The organism is Halalkalibacillus sediminis (assembly GCF_002844535.1).
Lineage (GTDB): Bacteria > Bacillota > Bacilli > Bacillales > Alkalibacillaceae > Halalkalibacillus_A > Halalkalibacillus_A sediminis.
Genome location: NZ_PJNH01000002.1, coordinates 643442 through 660106 on the forward strand (window position 1 = coordinate 643442; position 16665 = coordinate 660106).

18 protein-coding genes and 1 riboswitch are annotated in these 16665 nt (G+C 39.5%); of the genes, 13 read left to right on the forward strand and 5 right to left on the reverse strand.

Features of this window, described 5'->3' with window-relative positions; genetic code table 11:
- Positions 1-44: 44 nt before the first annotated feature.
- The 3 genes from CEY16_RS09350 to CEY16_RS09360 all read left to right on the forward strand — a co-directional run bounded on the left by CEY16_RS09350 (position 45) and on the right by CEY16_RS09360 (position 2428).
- On the forward strand, positions 45-1265 hold the full coding sequence (locus tag CEY16_RS09350) for an NAD(P)/FAD-dependent oxidoreductase (RefSeq protein WP_101331718.1): 1221 nt from the start codon (positions 45-47) through the stop codon (positions 1263-1265).
- A 135-nt stretch (positions 1266-1400) separates the two neighbouring features.
- Positions 1401-1718: a YuiB family protein gene (locus CEY16_RS09355; protein WP_101331719.1), complete on the forward strand. Its 318-nt coding sequence runs from the start codon at positions 1401-1403 to the stop codon at positions 1716-1718.
- A 62-nt stretch (positions 1719-1780) separates the two neighbouring features.
- Complete coding sequence (locus CEY16_RS09360; protein ID WP_238378811.1) at positions 1781-2428, forward strand: 3D domain-containing protein; 648 nt, start codon at positions 1781-1783, stop codon at positions 2426-2428.
- 45 nt (positions 2429-2473) lie between these two features.
- On the opposite strand, the gene CEY16_RS09365 is transcribed toward CEY16_RS09360, so the two are convergent.
- The gene (locus CEY16_RS09365) at positions 2474-2947 is read right to left on the reverse strand and encodes a divergent PAP2 family protein (protein WP_101331720.1); all 474 of its coding nucleotides are present in this window, start codon (positions 2945-2947) and stop codon (positions 2474-2476) included.
- A gap of 144 nt (positions 2948-3091) precedes the next feature.
- Between CEY16_RS09365 and CEY16_RS09370 the strand changes: the two genes are divergently transcribed.
- Entirely contained in the window at positions 3092-4576 is a 1485-nt protein-coding gene (locus tag CEY16_RS09370; protein WP_143484612.1) for a leucyl aminopeptidase, read from the forward strand.
- A gap of 221 nt (positions 4577-4797) precedes the next feature.
- Here the strand turns inward: CEY16_RS09370 and CEY16_RS09375 are convergent, their stop codons facing one another.
- From CEY16_RS09375 to CEY16_RS09385, 3 genes are all read right to left on the reverse strand, one after another.
- Positions 4798-5400, reverse strand: a complete 603-nt coding sequence (locus CEY16_RS09375; RefSeq protein WP_101331722.1) for a biotin transporter BioY — start codon at positions 5398-5400, stop codon at positions 4798-4800.
- A 126-nt stretch (positions 5401-5526) separates the two neighbouring features.
- Entirely contained in the window at positions 5527-6234 is a 708-nt protein-coding gene (deoD, locus tag CEY16_RS09380) for a purine-nucleoside phosphorylase (protein ID WP_101331723.1), read from the reverse strand.
- Positions 6235-6345: 111 nt separating this feature from the next.
- The gene (locus tag CEY16_RS09385; RefSeq protein WP_101331724.1) at positions 6346-7176 is read right to left on the reverse strand and encodes a VLRF1 family aeRF1-type release factor; all 831 of its coding nucleotides are present in this window, start codon (positions 7174-7176) and stop codon (positions 6346-6348) included.
- 157 nt (positions 7177-7333) lie between these two features.
- Positions 7334-7479, forward strand: a riboswitch (FMN riboswitch).
- A 35-nt stretch (positions 7480-7514) separates the two neighbouring features.
- Here CEY16_RS09385 and ribD point away from each other — a divergent pair.
- The 7 genes from ribD (at position 7515) to CEY16_RS09420 (ending at position 13266) form a co-directional block, all read left to right on the forward strand.
- Complete coding sequence (ribD, locus tag CEY16_RS09390) at positions 7515-8618, forward strand: bifunctional diaminohydroxyphosphoribosylaminopyrimidine deaminase/5-amino-6-(5-phosphoribosylamino)uracil reductase RibD (protein WP_202908620.1); 1104 nt, start codon at positions 7515-7517, stop codon at positions 8616-8618.
- Positions 8618-9271, forward strand: coding sequence for a riboflavin synthase (ribE, locus tag CEY16_RS09395; protein ID WP_101331725.1), 654 nt, complete (start codon positions 8618-8620; stop codon positions 9269-9271). Before ribD ends, ribE begins: the two co-directional genes overlap by 1 nt.
- A gap of 12 nt (positions 9272-9283) precedes the next feature.
- The gene (locus tag CEY16_RS09400; protein WP_101331726.1) at positions 9284-10471 is read left to right on the forward strand and encodes a bifunctional 3,4-dihydroxy-2-butanone-4-phosphate synthase/GTP cyclohydrolase II; all 1188 of its coding nucleotides are present in this window, start codon (positions 9284-9286) and stop codon (positions 10469-10471) included.
- 23 nt (positions 10472-10494) lie between these two features.
- Positions 10495-10959 (forward strand): 6,7-dimethyl-8-ribityllumazine synthase, encoded by a 465-nt coding sequence (gene ribH, locus CEY16_RS09405; RefSeq protein WP_101331727.1) that lies wholly within the window; start codon positions 10495-10497, stop codon positions 10957-10959.
- Between the two features lie 83 nt (positions 10960-11042).
- Positions 11043-11240 carry a hypothetical protein gene (locus tag CEY16_RS09410; protein WP_101331728.1) on the forward strand — a complete coding sequence of 66 codons (198 nt, stop codon included), beginning with the start codon at positions 11043-11045 and terminating at the stop codon, positions 11238-11240.
- 189 nt (positions 11241-11429) lie between these two features.
- Positions 11430-12437: an NADP-dependent oxidoreductase gene (locus tag CEY16_RS09415; protein WP_101331729.1), complete on the forward strand. Its 1008-nt coding sequence runs from the start codon at positions 11430-11432 to the stop codon at positions 12435-12437.
- Positions 12438-12687: 250 nt separating this feature from the next.
- The gene (locus tag CEY16_RS09420) at positions 12688-13266 is read left to right on the forward strand and encodes a superoxide dismutase family protein (RefSeq protein ID WP_238378812.1); all 579 of its coding nucleotides are present in this window, start codon (positions 12688-12690) and stop codon (positions 13264-13266) included.
- Between the two features lie 84 nt (positions 13267-13350).
- On the opposite strand, the gene CEY16_RS09425 is transcribed toward CEY16_RS09420, so the two are convergent.
- Entirely contained in the window at positions 13351-14526 is a 1176-nt protein-coding gene (locus tag CEY16_RS09425) for a MalY/PatB family protein (protein ID WP_101331730.1), read from the reverse strand.
- A gap of 291 nt (positions 14527-14817) precedes the next feature.
- On the opposite strand from CEY16_RS09425, the gene yugI reads away from it, so the two are divergent.
- Entirely contained in the window at positions 14818-15198 is a 381-nt protein-coding gene (gene yugI / locus CEY16_RS09430) for a S1 domain-containing post-transcriptional regulator GSP13 (protein WP_101331731.1), read from the forward strand.
- A 108-nt stretch (positions 15199-15306) separates the two neighbouring features.
- Entirely contained in the window at positions 15307-16470 is a 1164-nt protein-coding gene (locus CEY16_RS09435; RefSeq protein WP_101331732.1) for an iron-containing alcohol dehydrogenase, read from the forward strand.
- The last annotated feature ends 195 nt before the right edge of the window (positions 16471-16665 follow it).

Consider the following 16665-nt stretch of genomic DNA (forward strand, 5'->3'; position numbering starts at 1 on the left):
ATCACAAAGATAATTCTCAAAATTTATGGATGGATGTGATGTAAATGCAAAAGCCAAACATCGTAGTGCTTGGTGCAGGGTACGGAGGAATGATGACTACCGTCAATCTTCAGAAGAAATTGAACACACATGATGCGAATATCACTCTAGTGAACAAACATGATTATCACTATCAAACAACGTGGTTACATGAAAATGCTGCTGGTACGCTTCACCATGATCGTACGCGTATCCAAATCAAAGATGTACTTGATTTCAGCAGAGTGAACTTTGTGCAGGATTCTGTCGTTTCGATCGACCCGAAACAAAAGAAAGTGAAATTAGAAGACGGCGAATTGGATTATGATTATCTAGTTGTCGGTCTTGGTTTCGAATCTGCTACTTTCGGCATCAAAGGCCTAGAAGAGCATGCATTCATGATTAACAATATCAATAGTGCACGTTTAATCCGTGACCATATTGAATATAACTTTGCGCAATACAATAACTATAAAGAAGATCGCCCTGAACTATTAACAATTATTGTGGGTGGAGCTGGCTTTACAGGAATTGAGTTCGTTGCAGAACTAGCGAATCGTGTACCTGAACTTTGCCAAGAATATGATGTTGATCCAAGTAAGGTTCGCGTGATTAATGTTGAAGCTGGTCCAACGGCTTTAGCAGGATTTGACCCAGAATTGGTCGAATATGCGATGAATCGTTTAGAAGAGAAGGGTGTAGAATTCCGCTTGGGCACAATGATTAAAGAGTGTTCTCCAGAAGGAATTTTAGTTGAAAAAGATGACGAACAAGAAACAATCAAGTCTAATAATGTTATTTGGGCCGCCGGTGTTCGCGGTAACTCGATCGTTGAAGAGTCTGGATTCGAAGTGAATCGTGGACGAGTACCTGTACGTGACGACTTACGTACACCTGACTATGATGATGTTTTTGTTGTAGGTGACTGTGCGGTTCTATTTAATAAGGAAACAGAACGCCCATATCCACCAACAGCTCAGATTGCTACACAAATGGGCTCTACAGTTGCAACAAACATCAAACTTCTAATGAATGGTGCAAAAGAACTTGAATCATTCACACCTGATCTGAAAGGTACAGTTGCTTCACTTGGCCATACGGATGCAATCGGTGTAGTATTTGATGATAAAAAATTATTCGGTCGTTCAGCATCAATTATGAAAAAAGTGATTGATAACCGTTATCTAATGCAATTAGGAGGTCCAGCACTAGTCCTTAAAAAAGGTAAACTGGACATGTATCACTAAGTTTATAATGTGATAAAATGTTGACAATTGAATGAGCAAAGGGCTTTGAGTCGATCAACGCCCTTTGCTTTTTTTATATGATGATATAAAATGTAGATTGGTACATAGTGAGACTTCAGATTAGGAGGAGTCAATTTGGGCGTTTTATTTATATTTGTAGAATCAGTATTGTTTTTTGTGTTATTTTTCGGAATAGCTTTTATATTAAATATGTTGTTAAGGGCAACGTGGATCATGTCGATTGTCTTTCCAATAGTCGTTGTTTTGATTGTTGATGAGGTTTCGATCATGTCATACTTCACTTCACCAGGATCGTCATTTGCTATGCTCGGAGAACAACTTGTCAACTTGAAAGTGTTCGATATGATCATTTTAACAGCTGGTTTTATTGGAACGATTGTCTCGGGAATCGTCATAAAATTACTTCGTAAGAACGGTTATCAAATGTTCTAATAGACAGAAATGTATAAAAGTTTCTTAATCTGGTTACGCTTTTGGACAAAGAGGTGTTCAAAATGAATAAACCGTTAAGAAACTTTTTTCTGTTTCTCAGTGCTTTTCTGATCTCAACAACTGGGGTAATTCTCATCATGACTCAATCTTCAGAAGCAGATCAACAAAAGCCTGGACAAAGCGTAAATTCTCATCAATCTGAATTAGAAAACAAAGCAGACATTTATATACAGCATGAGGAAGTTAAGGATGCAGAGCATGCAAATATTGAACTGGCATCAACGAAGTCTGAAGATGCTTTTAAGCGATACCCTACACAAGTAGTAGTTGCTACAGGTTATACAGCCGGCTATGAATCTACTGGTAAAACAGAGGGACATCCTCAATATGGCATCACATTTTCAGGCCTTAAGGTGCAAAGGGATGAAATTTCGACCATTGCCGCTGATCTTAGTACCTTCCCTTTAGGAACAGTGCTATACATCCCAGAGTATGGCTATGGAATCGTGACAGATATTGGAGGAGCTATCAAAGGGAATAAAATAGACCTTTATTATGATACAGTGGATGAAGTATTCAATGAATGGGGCAAACGAGAACTTGAAGTATACGTGATTGAACAGGGCGATGGAACTGTTAATCAAGAAGACTTAGAAGTTTGGAAAAAGAAAATCGAGGATCGCGTTGTTCCTGTCATGAGTAATGAATAATGACCATTTTGAAAAACTCAGCTGAAAAAATTTCAGCTGAGTTTATTAAATAATCCCATATGCAAGTATTGCTAACAAGATTCCTGTTACTGCTCCGAAGAAAACCTCCACAGGCTGGTGACCTAATAGCTCTTTCAGTTCTTTTTGTTTTTCTACCTCTTTTTTATTGGGCCAATCTTTTGCATCATCCACAAATCGCTGAAAATCTTTTACCAGTTGATTCAAAAGAGTCGCATGTTGACCTGCTTGACGTCGCACACCTGTTGCATCATACATAACAATAATACTCAGTACACAAGCAATGGCGAAGAAATGAGAGTCAAGCCCGTGTTCAATGCCAACTGCCGTTGTAAGGGCAGCTACGGCCGCTGAGTGGCTACTCGGCATACCACCGGTACTGAATGCCAATCCGACGTTCAGTTTTCGTATAGCAATAAACTGAATGGGTATTTTGATTACTTGAGCAAATATGACTGCGAATAGCGCAATCATAAGAGGTGTATTGTTGAAAATTTCCATGCGTAGTGACACCCTTTCTTATACTTACATCATACCCTAAGTAACCTTCTAAAAAAACGGGAAATCTTCAATTGTTATATAAAATATATTTCGAATTATGAATTATTTTGTTAAGATAATACTATTAATATGGAGGTGAAAAACGTGTTTCAAGTAATAAATGAAGATATTTTAAACCACCAAACAGAAGCACTAGTAATTGGACTTTTTGAAGAGAACAAACATGAACAAAATGAGTATCAATTGCTCAATGAAAGAATGAGTGAACAACTGGACGAACTTGTCCAAGCTGGAGATCTTTCATATACATTCGGTAGTGTCTCTAAAATTCACACATTGAATCAACTGACTGCCAAGCGTATTTATGTAATAGGAATGGGTAAGAGAGAAGAGCTGAATGTCGATAAACTTCGTAAATCGTTCGGTCGTTTATTTAAGCAATTGAAAAAAGACCGTATCAATGAAATCAGCATTTCTTGGGATAGCTTTTTATCCACTAAATCTTTTGACTACGTTGAAGCTGTGGGAGAAGCACTTGCGATGGCCCCTTATAAGCTGGAAACATACCATACAAAAGATAAAGAAGAAGTCGTTGAGTTAGAAAAGTTGACGATGATTACAGGGTTAGAAGAGGAGTTAGTATTAAAAGCATTGGATACTGGTTTTGCTCTAGGTAATGGTACTAATATTGCCCGTCATCTAGTCAATTTACCTTCAAATATTTTAACAGCATCTGAGCTGGCATCTTTCTCAATCAACATTGCGGAAAAACATGGCCTAGAAATAGATGTTTTTGATAAGAAAGATATTGAAGACCTTGGTATGGGCGCACTTCTTGCGGTCAACCAAGGATCAGAAGAACCACCACGTTTCATCGTTATGAAGTATCAAGGAAAAGCTACTTGGGAAGATCCAATTGCATTAGTAGGTAAAGGAATCACTTTCGATACTGGTGGTTATTCAATCAAACCAAAAGACGGTATCGTTGGCATGAAGATGGATATGGGTGGAGCTGCATCAGTATTAGGTGCTATGGACGCAATTGGTGCTGTGAAACCTGAAGAGAATGTTATCGCATTGATTCCTTCTACAGATAACATGATCAGCGGCTCAGCTTTCAAACCAGATGATGTCATTGTCTCGATGAGCGGGAAGACGATCGAGATTCGTAATACCGATGCAGAAGGTCGCCTTGCACTTGCAGACGCTATCACGTATGCGAGACAACAAGGAGCTTCACGAATCATCGATGTTGCTACTTTGACAGGTGGCGTAGTAGTTGCATTAGGTGATGAAATGACCGGTGCAATGACGAACAATAATGATTGGCTAGAAGAAGTAACGAAAGCTTCAGAACAAGTAGGAGAGCTGATCTGGGAACTTCCTTACAATGATGTTTTCAAAAAGAAAGTCCGCACAAGCCACATTGCAGACTTGAACAATTCACCAGGACGTAAAGGACATGCCGTGTTGGCTGGCGCATTCGTCGGTGACTTTGCTGAGGATACTCCGTGGGTCCACTTGGATATCGCGGGTACAGCGATGTCGGAAGGCGAACACGACTTAGGACCAAAGGGACCAACTGGCTCCATGGTCCGTACACTAGCAAAAACAATTATGAACAGATAATAGGTACAGGCCTCCTCGGTGGGAGGCCTGTTTTTATATAGATGGGTTGTTGAAAACTAGTCGCAAGAGGATTTTAACTAGTCATAAGGCGGGTCTTACTATTCGTAAGCAGGGGTTAACTAGTCGTATGCAGAGATTAACTAGTCATAAACAGTTAAATACTACTTGCAAGCATAAAAAAACTTGCGAACATTTATATATTCGCAAGTTTCTCTCAAAAGTTATTGTCTCGCCAGTGACGGACTGGCTTTTGTAAGACGAGTCACAAATTGAGGCAACAAGAGTGCAAATAGCATGGTGATGATGAAGTCTTTAATAAAGAATGGCACCATGATCATCGTCGCACCCCAAAGCGTAATGCCCACTTCGAGCACGTAATTCATTGAGTACCACATATAAGGTGTTCCGATCAAATAATTCACCAATAATCCAGCAAAGGTAGCCAATAAATATGTCATGATGGAAGACTTGCTTCCTTTTTCGACGATGTAGCCTGCGACAAAAGCTACGAAGATAAATGAAATCAAAAATCCGCCCGTTGGCATAGCAAGTTGAGCTACTCCAGATTTCATTTCAGCAAATACAGGAACACCGACAATCCCCACTAATAAGTATACAATCATAGAGAATGCGCCTAATTTTTTACCTAATAAAATACCCGCTAAAATTGCAAAAAATGTCTGTAAAGTCAGTGGCACTTCTCCAGCTCCGTAAGAAATCCTCAACGCTGGGAACCAAATAGCGATATTTGCTCCGATCATCATCAGAACAACGAATACTGCTCCTAACGTTAATTCAACTGTACGGAAAGGTCTCTTTTTCATGTGTAAATCTCCCCCTTCGTACTTTATAGTACTCAATTCGACATTTGATTGTCAACCTAATTTTTAATTAGGTAAACAATGAAAATAAAAATAAGATGCTCATCGTGAGCACCTTATGCATTGGGATTATTTAATGCTTGCTTCTAATGCGATCTCGATCATGTCGTTGAAAGTCGTCTGACGCTCTTCGGAAGTTGTTTCTTCACCTGTAAGGATGTGATCACTTACTGTCAACACGGCCAACGCTTGACGATTGAACTTGGCAGCTAATGTATATAGAGCTGTCGTTTCCATTTCTACAGCGAGAACGTTATATTCAGCTAATTGTTTAAAAAGATCCATCGCATTATCACGGTAAAAGCTATCGCTTGTGAATACGTTACCTACAAGCGGCTTGATACCTTTCGTTTCACCAACTTCATAAGCATTCTTTAATAAATCAAAGTTGGCAGTAGGGGCGAAATCAATGCCTCCGAAAGTCATACGGTTCATTTGTGAATCAGTTGTTGAAGTGGATGCTAGAATAACGTCACGCACTTTTACATCTTCCTGAAGAGCACCACAAGAACCAACGCGGATTAGTTTTTTAACATCGAACTCTTGAATCAATTCATTTACATAAATAGAGATACTCGGTACTCCCATTCCAGTTCCTTGAACAGAAATACGTTCACCTTTGTAAGTACCTGTATAGCCATACATGCCACGTACTTCGTTATAGCATGTTACATCTTCTAGAAAATTCTCAGCAATATATTTTGCACGTAAAGGATCCCCTGGTAGTAAGATTGTTTCAGCTATGTCACCTTTTTTTGCGCCAATATGTGTACTCATTTAAAAAATTCCTCCTTGAATTTAAGTCCCACAATAAATTACCACAATTATAACTCATTTGGAAGTGAAATTAAAAAGGAGATCGGGGGGAACCGATCTCCTTTTTCATTATTATTTATCTTGGTCATCATCTTCTTGGTTAACCACTTGGTCGATTACTTTCATTTCTTCATGATCAAGTAAGTTTTTGTTGACGACTTTATAAGGCTCTTTATTCATTGCTGCTTGTAAGTCGGCAACCTCACTCTTATCACCGACAAAATAAAGGCGCTGCCAGTCGTTTTCTTTTGCTAATTTATCAAGTTTTGGGGCAACACTCTTATACCAGCGTTGACGGTTTGCTTCAAATCTTGACTCGTACTCTTCTTGTTTAGAAGTTTTTGCGCCGCCTGACCCCATAGATGGCTGTGCACGGTGAGGTCCTTGGTGCATTCTCCAGTCTTCTGTATCCAAGTCTAACTCAAACAAGTTGGTATCATTCACATTTCCGAGTTGAGCGTCAATCGTTTTGATTTCATTTTTCTGAGTTAAAATTACACCAGAACGAGGGAAACGTTCTTGCATTTCTTTTAGTTGGTCCAGTTGTGGCTGTTCTTCCCAGTAGAATTTGCTCTCAACTGGCATTTGGAATTTTTCAGCAAACCAGATTGTTTCATCTGAACTAGCAAAGATTACTACACTTTTTTTCAAGTCTGGCTCGTTATCTTGCATGAACTTCTCAACTTTTTCTTTGACGGCCCAGTAGTTACGTTTTTCATCTGAATCGCCGTCCTCTTGTAAATATGTTTCGAAGTTATTTAAACCATTTTTCAAGTGAATCTTCCACTCGCCACCTTGGTTATCTTGACTAGCAGGATCCGTATTTAAATACATTGTAAAGACTCTTTGAGGTTTTTCTAAATATACACTTTCAAGTTTTTTGATTTCTTTATTCAAGTCCATTGCTTACTTCCACTCCTTCTGAAAAAAATATTGCGTTCTATTCTAACAATTGCCGAAGTTACATTTTTTTAAACTTCAATTTTCAGAGGGGTGAATTACGGTTCAAACGCTTGACACCTGTACTCAAAAAGTTGGATAATCAAAGGAGATCATATGGGTGATCCTTCGGGGCAGAGTGAAATTCTCGACCGGCGGTGTTGAACAAACATGTTCTCAGTCCGTGACCCGCGCGACATATGTCGTTCGGTGGATCCAGTGAGACCCTGGAGCCGACAGTTAAAGTCTGGATGGGAGAAGGATGTTAAAAGTTGTGACTCAGTTGAGAGGAGGAACAACATTTGAAAGACCCAGAATTTTATATGCTTCATGCCTTAGAATTAGCGAGACTGACCATTGGACAGACACGGCCTAACCCTTCTGTGGGAGCTGTCGTCGTTAAAGACGGTCTTGTTGTCGGAACAGGTACACATATGCGTCCTGGCCATCCCCATGCAGAAGTTTATGCACTTGGTCAGGCTGGAGAACTCGCTCAAGGGGCGACTATTTATGTGACGCTCGAACCTTGTTCTCATTACGGGAAGACACCACCTTGTGCCAAAGCGATTATTGACGCTGGTATTTCCAAGGTGTATGTTGCGATGCTTGACCCTAACCCAAAGGTTGCTGGTCAAGGGGTCGAATGGTTACGTAAAGAAGGCATAGATGTTGAAGTAGGACTATTGGAAAAAGAAGCGGAGGAGATCAATCCGTCGTTCTTTTATTTTATGAAATATAAACGTCCATTCATCACACTGAAAACGGCCGTTTCTTTTGATGGAAAAATGACCGCGAACAGTGGCGATAGTAAATGGATTACTAGTGAAGAATCCAGGTTAGATGTGCATTATCATCGTCATCGACACGAGGCGATCTTAGTTGGTATAGAAACAGTGAAAAAAGATAACCCACTTTTAACTACCCGTTTGCCCCACGGAGGATTGAACCCCATACGTATCGTCCTAGATACGAATTTATCTATTTCCTTAGATGTTAGGCTATTACAATCAAATGATGCACGGACGATTGTTGTTTGTGGATCTGATTCAGATTCTGAAAAAATAGAAGCTATCGAACAATTGGATCATGCTGAAGTATGGCAATTGGATAGCTCATCAATTAGTATCCAACAGTTCGTTGAATTACTGACAGATAAGAAAATCATGAGCTTGTATGTTGAAGGTGGATCGAGCATTCATTCTGCATTCATACAAGAACAGTTATTCAATGAGATTCATTTATATATGGCACCAAAACTTATTGGTGGTGCGAAAAGTAAATCCTTTTTCAATCAATTAGGGTTTGACGAAGTGAAAGACGCCATCCAATTGGACTTTGATTCAGTTGATAAGATCGGAGACGATTTGAAAATCGTTGCCAAACCTCATTCGAAGGAGGATGAATGATGTTTACAGGAATTGTGGAAGAAGTCGGGCGTGTGCAGCAGATGAAACAAGGTTCTGAATCTCTGCAACTCACGATTGGGACGAAAAAAATAACCAATGATGTTCAGCTCGGAGACAGTATCTCCGTGAATGGGGTTTGTTTAACTGTCACGAACTTCACACCAGATTCTTTTGATACAGATATTATGCCGGAAACTTTCCACCAAACTGCCCTGAGAGGTCTGACGGTTGGCTCAGGAGTCAATCTTGAGCGAGCAATGCCTGCTGACGGACGGTTTGGCGGACATTTTGTTTCAGGTCATGTGGACGGTCTCGGTGAGATTGTGAGTCGTGAAACCAAAGATAACGCGGAATATTTTCATATCAAAGTTTCACCTGAATTAAGTCAATATATGATGATGAAAGGTTCTGTCAGCATTGATGGAACATCTTTAACAATCTTCGGATTGAAAAATGATACATTGACGATTTCACTTATCCCTCATACTCAGGATGCTACGATTCTCACGAGTAAAAAAGAAGGGGACCAGGTTAATATCGAGTGCGACATGTTATTGAAATATGTTCATCAGCTATTGCAACCAAGTGAAGAGAATAATACAAGCGGTGTATCAATGGAAGCGTTGAAGAACGCAGGTTTTTTGAATAATTAGGGGGCTCTAATCATGTTTGATGATATAAAAGGTGCAATCGAAGATTTACAACAAGGGAAAGTAGTTATCGTAGTCGATGACGAAAATCGTGAAAACGAAGGTGATTTCATCGCTTTGGCTGAGAAAACCACTCCTGAAGTAGTCAATTTCATGGTCACAGAGGGGCGCGGGTTGTTATGTACGCCAATCACCAAAGATAAAGCTGATCAACTACAGTTGAATTTAATGTCAGATGTCAATACTGATAGCCACGGAACAGCTTTTACGGTCAGCATTGATCACGTTGAGACTACGACAGGAATCAGTGCAGACGAACGTTCGATGTCGATTCAGCGCTTAGCAGATGACGATGTTGTGCCGACTGAATTCAAGCGTCCAGGTCATATTTTTCCGTTGATCGCGAAAGATGGTGGTGTCCTTCGCAGAGCGGGCCATACGGAAGCAGCAGTGGACCTTGCTAGAATGGCAGGAGGTAAGCCTGCAGGAGCGATCTGTGAAATCATGAATGAAGATGGTACGATGGCTCGTGTCCCGGAATTACGTGAATTAGCAGATAAACACGGATTGAAACTTATTACGATTGAAGATTTGATTAAGTATCGTCGTCGTCATGAAAAATTGGTTGAAAGAGCCGTAGAAGTGAACATGCCGACTTCTTTTGGAGATTTCAAAGCAATTGCTTATACAAACCAAATTGATGGCCGGGAGCACGTAGCATTAGTAAAGGGTGATATTTCACCCGAAGATCCGACACTTGTTCGTGTTCACAGCGAGTGTCTGACAGGGGATGTATTCGGCTCACAACGATGCGATTGTGGCCCACAGTTAGACGCAGCCTTGCAACAAATCGAAGAAGAAGGCAAAGGTATTTTGCTATATATGCGTCAAGAAGGTCGTGGTATCGGATTGCTTAATAAATTGAAAGCCTATAAACTTCAAGAAGAAGGGTACGACACGGTCGAAGCCAATCATAAATTGGGTTACCCTGCAGACTTGAGGGATTATGGAATCGGAGCTCAAATTTTAGAAGATTTAGGGGTCCGTAAGATGAGACTGCTAACGAACAATCCTCGTAAGATCAAAGGTTTACACGGATATGACTTGGATATTGTCGAGCGTGTTCCGCTGAAAATGAACCCGAATAAAGATAACGAAAAATATTTGAAGACGAAAAGAGATAAATTAGGACACTTATTTTAGGAAAATATGAGGGAGCGATAGAAATGAACAAGTTTGAAGGTAATTTGATAGGTACAGATCTTAAGGTAGGAATAGTAGCGGGCCGATTCAACGGCTTCATCACTGAGAAATTATTAGAAGGGGCTATTGATGGATTGAAGCGTCATGGCGTCGACGAAAAGAATATAGACCTCGCATGGGTCCCGGGTGCATACGAAATTCCATTAGCTACTAGAAAGCTGATTAACAAAGGTGATTATGATGCAGTCATTACATTGGGTGCAGTCATTCGAGGGGCGACTCCACACTTTGACTATGTATGTGGTGAAGCGGCAAAAGGCGTTTCCTCAGTAGGCATGGAAACGGACACACCAGTAATCTTTGGTGTACTGACAACTGACACAATCGAGCAGGCTATAGAACGTGCCGGCACAAAAGCTGGAAACAAAGGCTACGAATCAGCAGTCGGTGCAATTGAAATGGCTAACTTGATGAAAGAATTGTCATAAAGCTGAAACAAGTCTTAAGAGCATAAGTTGCTGAATTCTGTTAAAATGATAGCAATCAAGCTATTAAAAGCAGGTGATTCATTATGATGGAGTTTTTATATTTTCCAGAAGATAAAACCGAGTATTTACCAGCAATCCTCATGTTGATTTTATTCACAGTGATTGCTTTTATTGCGATGCGTTTTATTATAAAAGCATCTAATAACGAAAAAAAGAAATTCGAAGAGCAATTCCCAGGGGCAAAACGGGAAGAACAACAGATTGATAAATCCTCTAGCTGAAGCTAGAGGATTTTTTTATGGATTCAGACACAACTTGAGCCCTTTCGAATAAATAATATGGTTTGCTTAAGTGCTGCCGATCTATACATCAGAGGCATGAATCGCCATACTGAGCAAGTATCTTTAGTTGAATTCTCGTTCCTGTTACTTTAAGGAAGAAGATTATTTATAAAACGAGGAGTGGAAGGTATGAACAAAAACAAACAGATACTCTTAGCAAAGAGACCAGAAGGAACCCCCGATAAAAACACTTTTAAGTTTGTGGAAACAGATATAAGAACGCCAGAAAAGGGAGAAATACTAATTCGCACAATCTATGTCTCTGTTGATCCATACATGCGTGGCAGAATGGTGGATGCTCCTTCATATATCCCCCCATATCAAATAGATGATGTACTTGGCGGGGGAGCAATCGGTGAAGTAGTGGAATCTAAATCAGATCGGTTTGAGCATGGCGATATTGTCTTGGGGAGTTTTGGGTGGCAAAGTTATTATACGGCGAAGGAAGATGAAGTAAGAAAAATAGATAAAGATATCGCACCGATTTCTACTCATTTAGGAATTTTGGGGTTGACTGGGTTAACTGCATATTTTGGGCTCCTTGACATTGGCGAACCAAAAGAAGGGGAAACAGTAGTTATCTCTGGTGCAGCGGGCGCTGTCGGTTCCGTTGTTGGCCAAATTGCTAAAATAAAAGGGGCAAGGGTTGTTGGAATCGCAGGTACCGATGAAAAAAACAAATATCTGAAAGAAGAGTTGAATTTTGATGAAGCGATTAACTATAAGACTAGTTCTAACCTCCAGCAGGACATCGCAAAAGCGTGTCCTAATGGTGTAGATGTATACTTTGATAATGTTGGCGGAGAAATTTCCGATGCAGTTCATGTAAATATTAATAAATATGCACGTATCACTGTGTGTGGTGCAATATCTAGTTATAACCTTGAAGGTAAGGATGTTGGCCCTCGTATTCAGACGACACTAATTAAGAAAAGTGCTAAAATGCAAGGCTTTACCTTAGGAGATTATACTGACCGATTTGGTGAAGGGTCTGAGGCACTTGCTAAATGGCTTAACGAAGGGAAACTGAAATATGAAGAAACAATTAAAGAAGGATTTGATCATATTCCAGACGCATTCCTTGATTTATTTGAAGGTAACAATATAGGAAAACTTTTAGTTAAAGTGGATAAGTAATAATAACGAAAGTTATTCGAACCAGTAATGAGGAGGAATAACTCCTTTAGAAAAGGTTAGTTTTTATATAGTTATCTAAGCAGCTTAAGAAAAATCTCCATCTTATAACAGGTGGGGATTTTCTGTATGCTTGATAAAATAATAAATAACTATCTCAAGAAGCAGACGAAATAAAATAAGCTGAGAAGCTAAAGCATTTGTGTTATAAAAATATTCAATGCAGGGCACCTTATTCTTGAGGTGATCATTAATGAGAATGATAGGTATGATAATGGTAGTACTTCTAATGACGGCATGCCAAGCTGATGCAGCTACTGTTTATGAAGTCGATATCAAAAATCGAGATTCTGACGTAATCGGCAAAGCCAAATTTCAAGAAGATGCTGGTGGCGTAACAGTTGAGGTTAACGTAGCTGGATTGACTCCAGGCTTTCATGGAATTCACTTACACGAATTTCCGAAATGTGAACCGCCAACTTTTGAGTCGGCAGGAAGCCATTGGACCAATGATGATTCGAAGCATGGATTGATGCATCCGGATGGTCATCATATAGGTGATATGCCCAATATAGAAGTAGGTGGAGATGGAACAGCAACTTTTGAATATTTAATTGCTGATGCGACGCTTAAAGATGGTAAAGGTTCGATTTTTTCTGATGGTGGAAAGGCCTTGATTATACATGAAAAAATTGACGATGGGGTAAGTCAACCATCTGGAGATGCTGGTGAGCGAATGGCTTGTGGAGTCATTCAGAAAGATTCTAAAAGTACGACTGAGGACGCGAGTAACCCTGGTGATCAAGTAGAAGATGCAGAGGAAGAAAAATAAAAGAGCTCGCTATAATTGAACTGTCTTCAATCGAAAATGAGTCGACTGGAAGAGATACAGTTTAATTATGCGAGCTTGTAGTGATTACTTTTTAAACGCTTGGATGATTCGGTCAATAGCTTCCTCTACAACACTAGAAGGTGAAGCAATGTTAAGGCGCATGAAACACTCACCTTGGTCTCCGAAACTCTTGCCGTCGTTCAAACCGACTTTAGCATCTTCTTTCAACTTACGGGAGATTTCATCGTGACTCAGACCTGTATCTCGGAAGTCGAGCCAGATGAGATAGGTACCTTCCGAATCAAAAGCTTTGACCGAAGTCTTACTCTCCTGGAGCTTTCGATGCACGAGGTCACGGTTTTCTTGTAGCTGCTCATTAAGTTGTTCCAACCAGTCTTCTCCGTGTTTATATACAGCCTCCATTGCTGTATAAGCAAAAGTGTTGAGCACAACGAAACCTTGTCTTCCAAGCTGTTTATCAAAAATTTCTTTTGATTTTTGATTTGGAGATATCACATAAGATCCTTGTAATCCAGCAATATTGAATGTTTTAGAAGGAGCCATCAAAGTGAATATCCGTTTGTTTGATTCACTATTATTAGATAAAGTTTCTGATGGATAGTGCCTTCCTTCCGAGAAAATAATATCGGCATGGATCTCATCAGAAAATAAATACACGTCATATTTTTCACAAAGGTCGACCATTCTTTGCACTTCATCCTGAGTCCAAACTCGGCCAACTGGGTTATGAGGGCTACATAGAATGAAAGCTTTAGCCCCATTTTTAAATTGTTCTTCTAGCTGAGTGAAATTAATTTCATAGTGATGATCTTTTTCAATAAGAGGATTTTCTACAATTTCCCTATTATGCTCTTTAACTACTGAAAAGAATGGAGGATAAACGGGTGGTTGAATGACAATTTGATCCCCTTCTTCGGTGAAAGACTGGACTAATGCATGTAATGACGGGATAACACCTGGACTCAGACTGATCAAGTCAGTACTCACATCGAACTGGTGTCGTTCTTTCAACCAACTCTGAACTGTTTCTAATAGTTCTTTATCATAAGTAGTGTAACCATAAACATTATGTCGGGCACGCTCTATAATAGCTTCTTGAAGAAAAGGAGTCGATGCGAAGTCCATGTCTGCAACCCACATCGGCAATATTTCGTTGGAACCAAATAGTTTTTCACGAAAATCGTATTTTACCGCTCTAGTATTTTCTCTGTTGATTGTTTGATTGAAATCATATTTCATATGTTATCACCTCTATATCCCATATTAACTGAATCATTAGCTAAATACTAAAAATGTGCAAAAAAATAGCAAAGCGGTTTCGGACCACTTTGCCAAAGGGGGAATACGAGAAAGTATTACATTACTAGGTATAACCTTTATTCAGAAAAATAAACACGTTTTTACAAAAAATATGTAGAACTTGCAAAAAAATTTGCCTATAAGTATTGTAGATAGGTTTTTTGCCAAGATGATGATTCTGTGATAGAATATAAAATTGTGTTAAAGAAAAGTATCGGGAGTTGTATAGTTATGTCTAAAGTTATTGAAGAAGGCCAAGTAATCGAAGGTCAAGTAAAAGGAATCAAACCTTATGGTGCTTTCGTTGAAATTGATGAAAATGTTCAAGGACTTGTTCATATTTCAGAAATTACTCATGGTTATGTAAAAGACATCAATGAACACATTAGTGTTGGTGATGATGTTAAAGTCAAGGTTTTGAATGTAGAAGAGAACCAAGGTAAGTACTCTCTATCAATCCGTGCAACGGAAGATAAACCTAAGACAGCACCACAGAAAAAAGCACCTGTTCAATCATCTAATGATGAAAGTGCAGGCTTCAACGTATTGAAAGACAAACTTGAAGATTGGATCAACCAATCTAAAGAACGTGAAAATACGTATCGCAACTAATGCGATTGGAAGTGCCCAGGGAATTAAATTCCCTAGGGCGCTTTTTTTGATTAATGGGACATGTTTATTCATAATAATATTAGTGTTGAAAAAGAAAGGAGATCAATGATGGAAAATTTCACTTTTTATAATCCAACTAAATTAGTATTTGGAAGAGGACAATTAGAGAGCCTACCAAAGCTTATTCCAGATGGTGTCAAGAATGTGCTCATCGTTTTCGGTGGGGGAAGTATCAAAAGAAATGGTATTCATAGCAACGTCACGAAAAAACTACAGAATAATGGATATGAAACTTTTGACTTTGGAGGAGTAGAACCTAATCCTCGTCTAGCTACAGTTAATAAAGGTGCACAATTCTGTAAAGATAATAATATCGACTTTCTTTTAGCTGTTGGTGGAGGAAGTGTTATTGATGCTACTAAGACCATCGCATCTGCTGCGAAGTATGATGGGGATGCATGGGATCTGGTTACAAAGAAAGCTCAACCAGAAGACGCTTTACCATTAGGGACAGTATTAACACTAGCTGCAACTGGTTCAGAAATGAATGCTGGGGCAGTAATTACTAATTGGGAAACAAATGAAAAATATGGCTGGGGCTCACCGTTTTCATATCCTCAGTTTTCAATCTTAGATCCGGTGCATACGTATTCAGTACCAAAAGATCAAACGGTATACGGAATTGTTGATATGATGAGTCATATTTTCGAACAATATTTCCACCCAGAAACAAATGCTCCCGCTCAAGATCGCATGTGTGAAGGAGTTTTGAAAGCAATTATTGGGACTGCACCGAAATTGTTGAACAATCTTGAGTCTTATGAACACCGAGAAACGATCATGTACTCAGGAACAATTGCTTTGAATGGTATGCTTCAAATGGGTTATCGAGGTGACTGGGCAACACATAATATTGAGCACGCAGTATCAGCAGTCTACGATATTCCACATGCCGGTGGCTTAGCTATTCTATTCCCTAACTGGATGCGCCATAATGTGGATGTTCAAACTGATCGCTTCAAACAATTAGCTGTTAGAGTGTTCGGTGTTGATCCAGAAGGCAAGAATGACCGTGAAGTTGCGTTAGAAGGGATAGACCGATTGCAACAATTCTGGACCTCCCTTGGAGCTCCGACGAAGCTGGCTGACTACGATATCGACGGATCTCAAATCGATTTCATGGTCGACCGCGCAATGAAAAATGGTTCATTTGGTAACTTCAAACCACTTGAGCATGAAGACGTAAAAACAATTCTAGAAATGTCACTATAAATAAACTAAGTAAAACTCGGTAGCTTTTGGCTGCCGAGTTTTTTTGGTGCAGGATAACAAAAGCGGAATTGCGTCACTTTCATTGGTAATTGCGTTACTTTCTTTAAGTTGATAGTTGGCGCTTTCACTTTTCTTATTCACTAAAGAAAGCCTTACAAACCTGCATCATAGAATCTTTTTCCATTCATCATTACA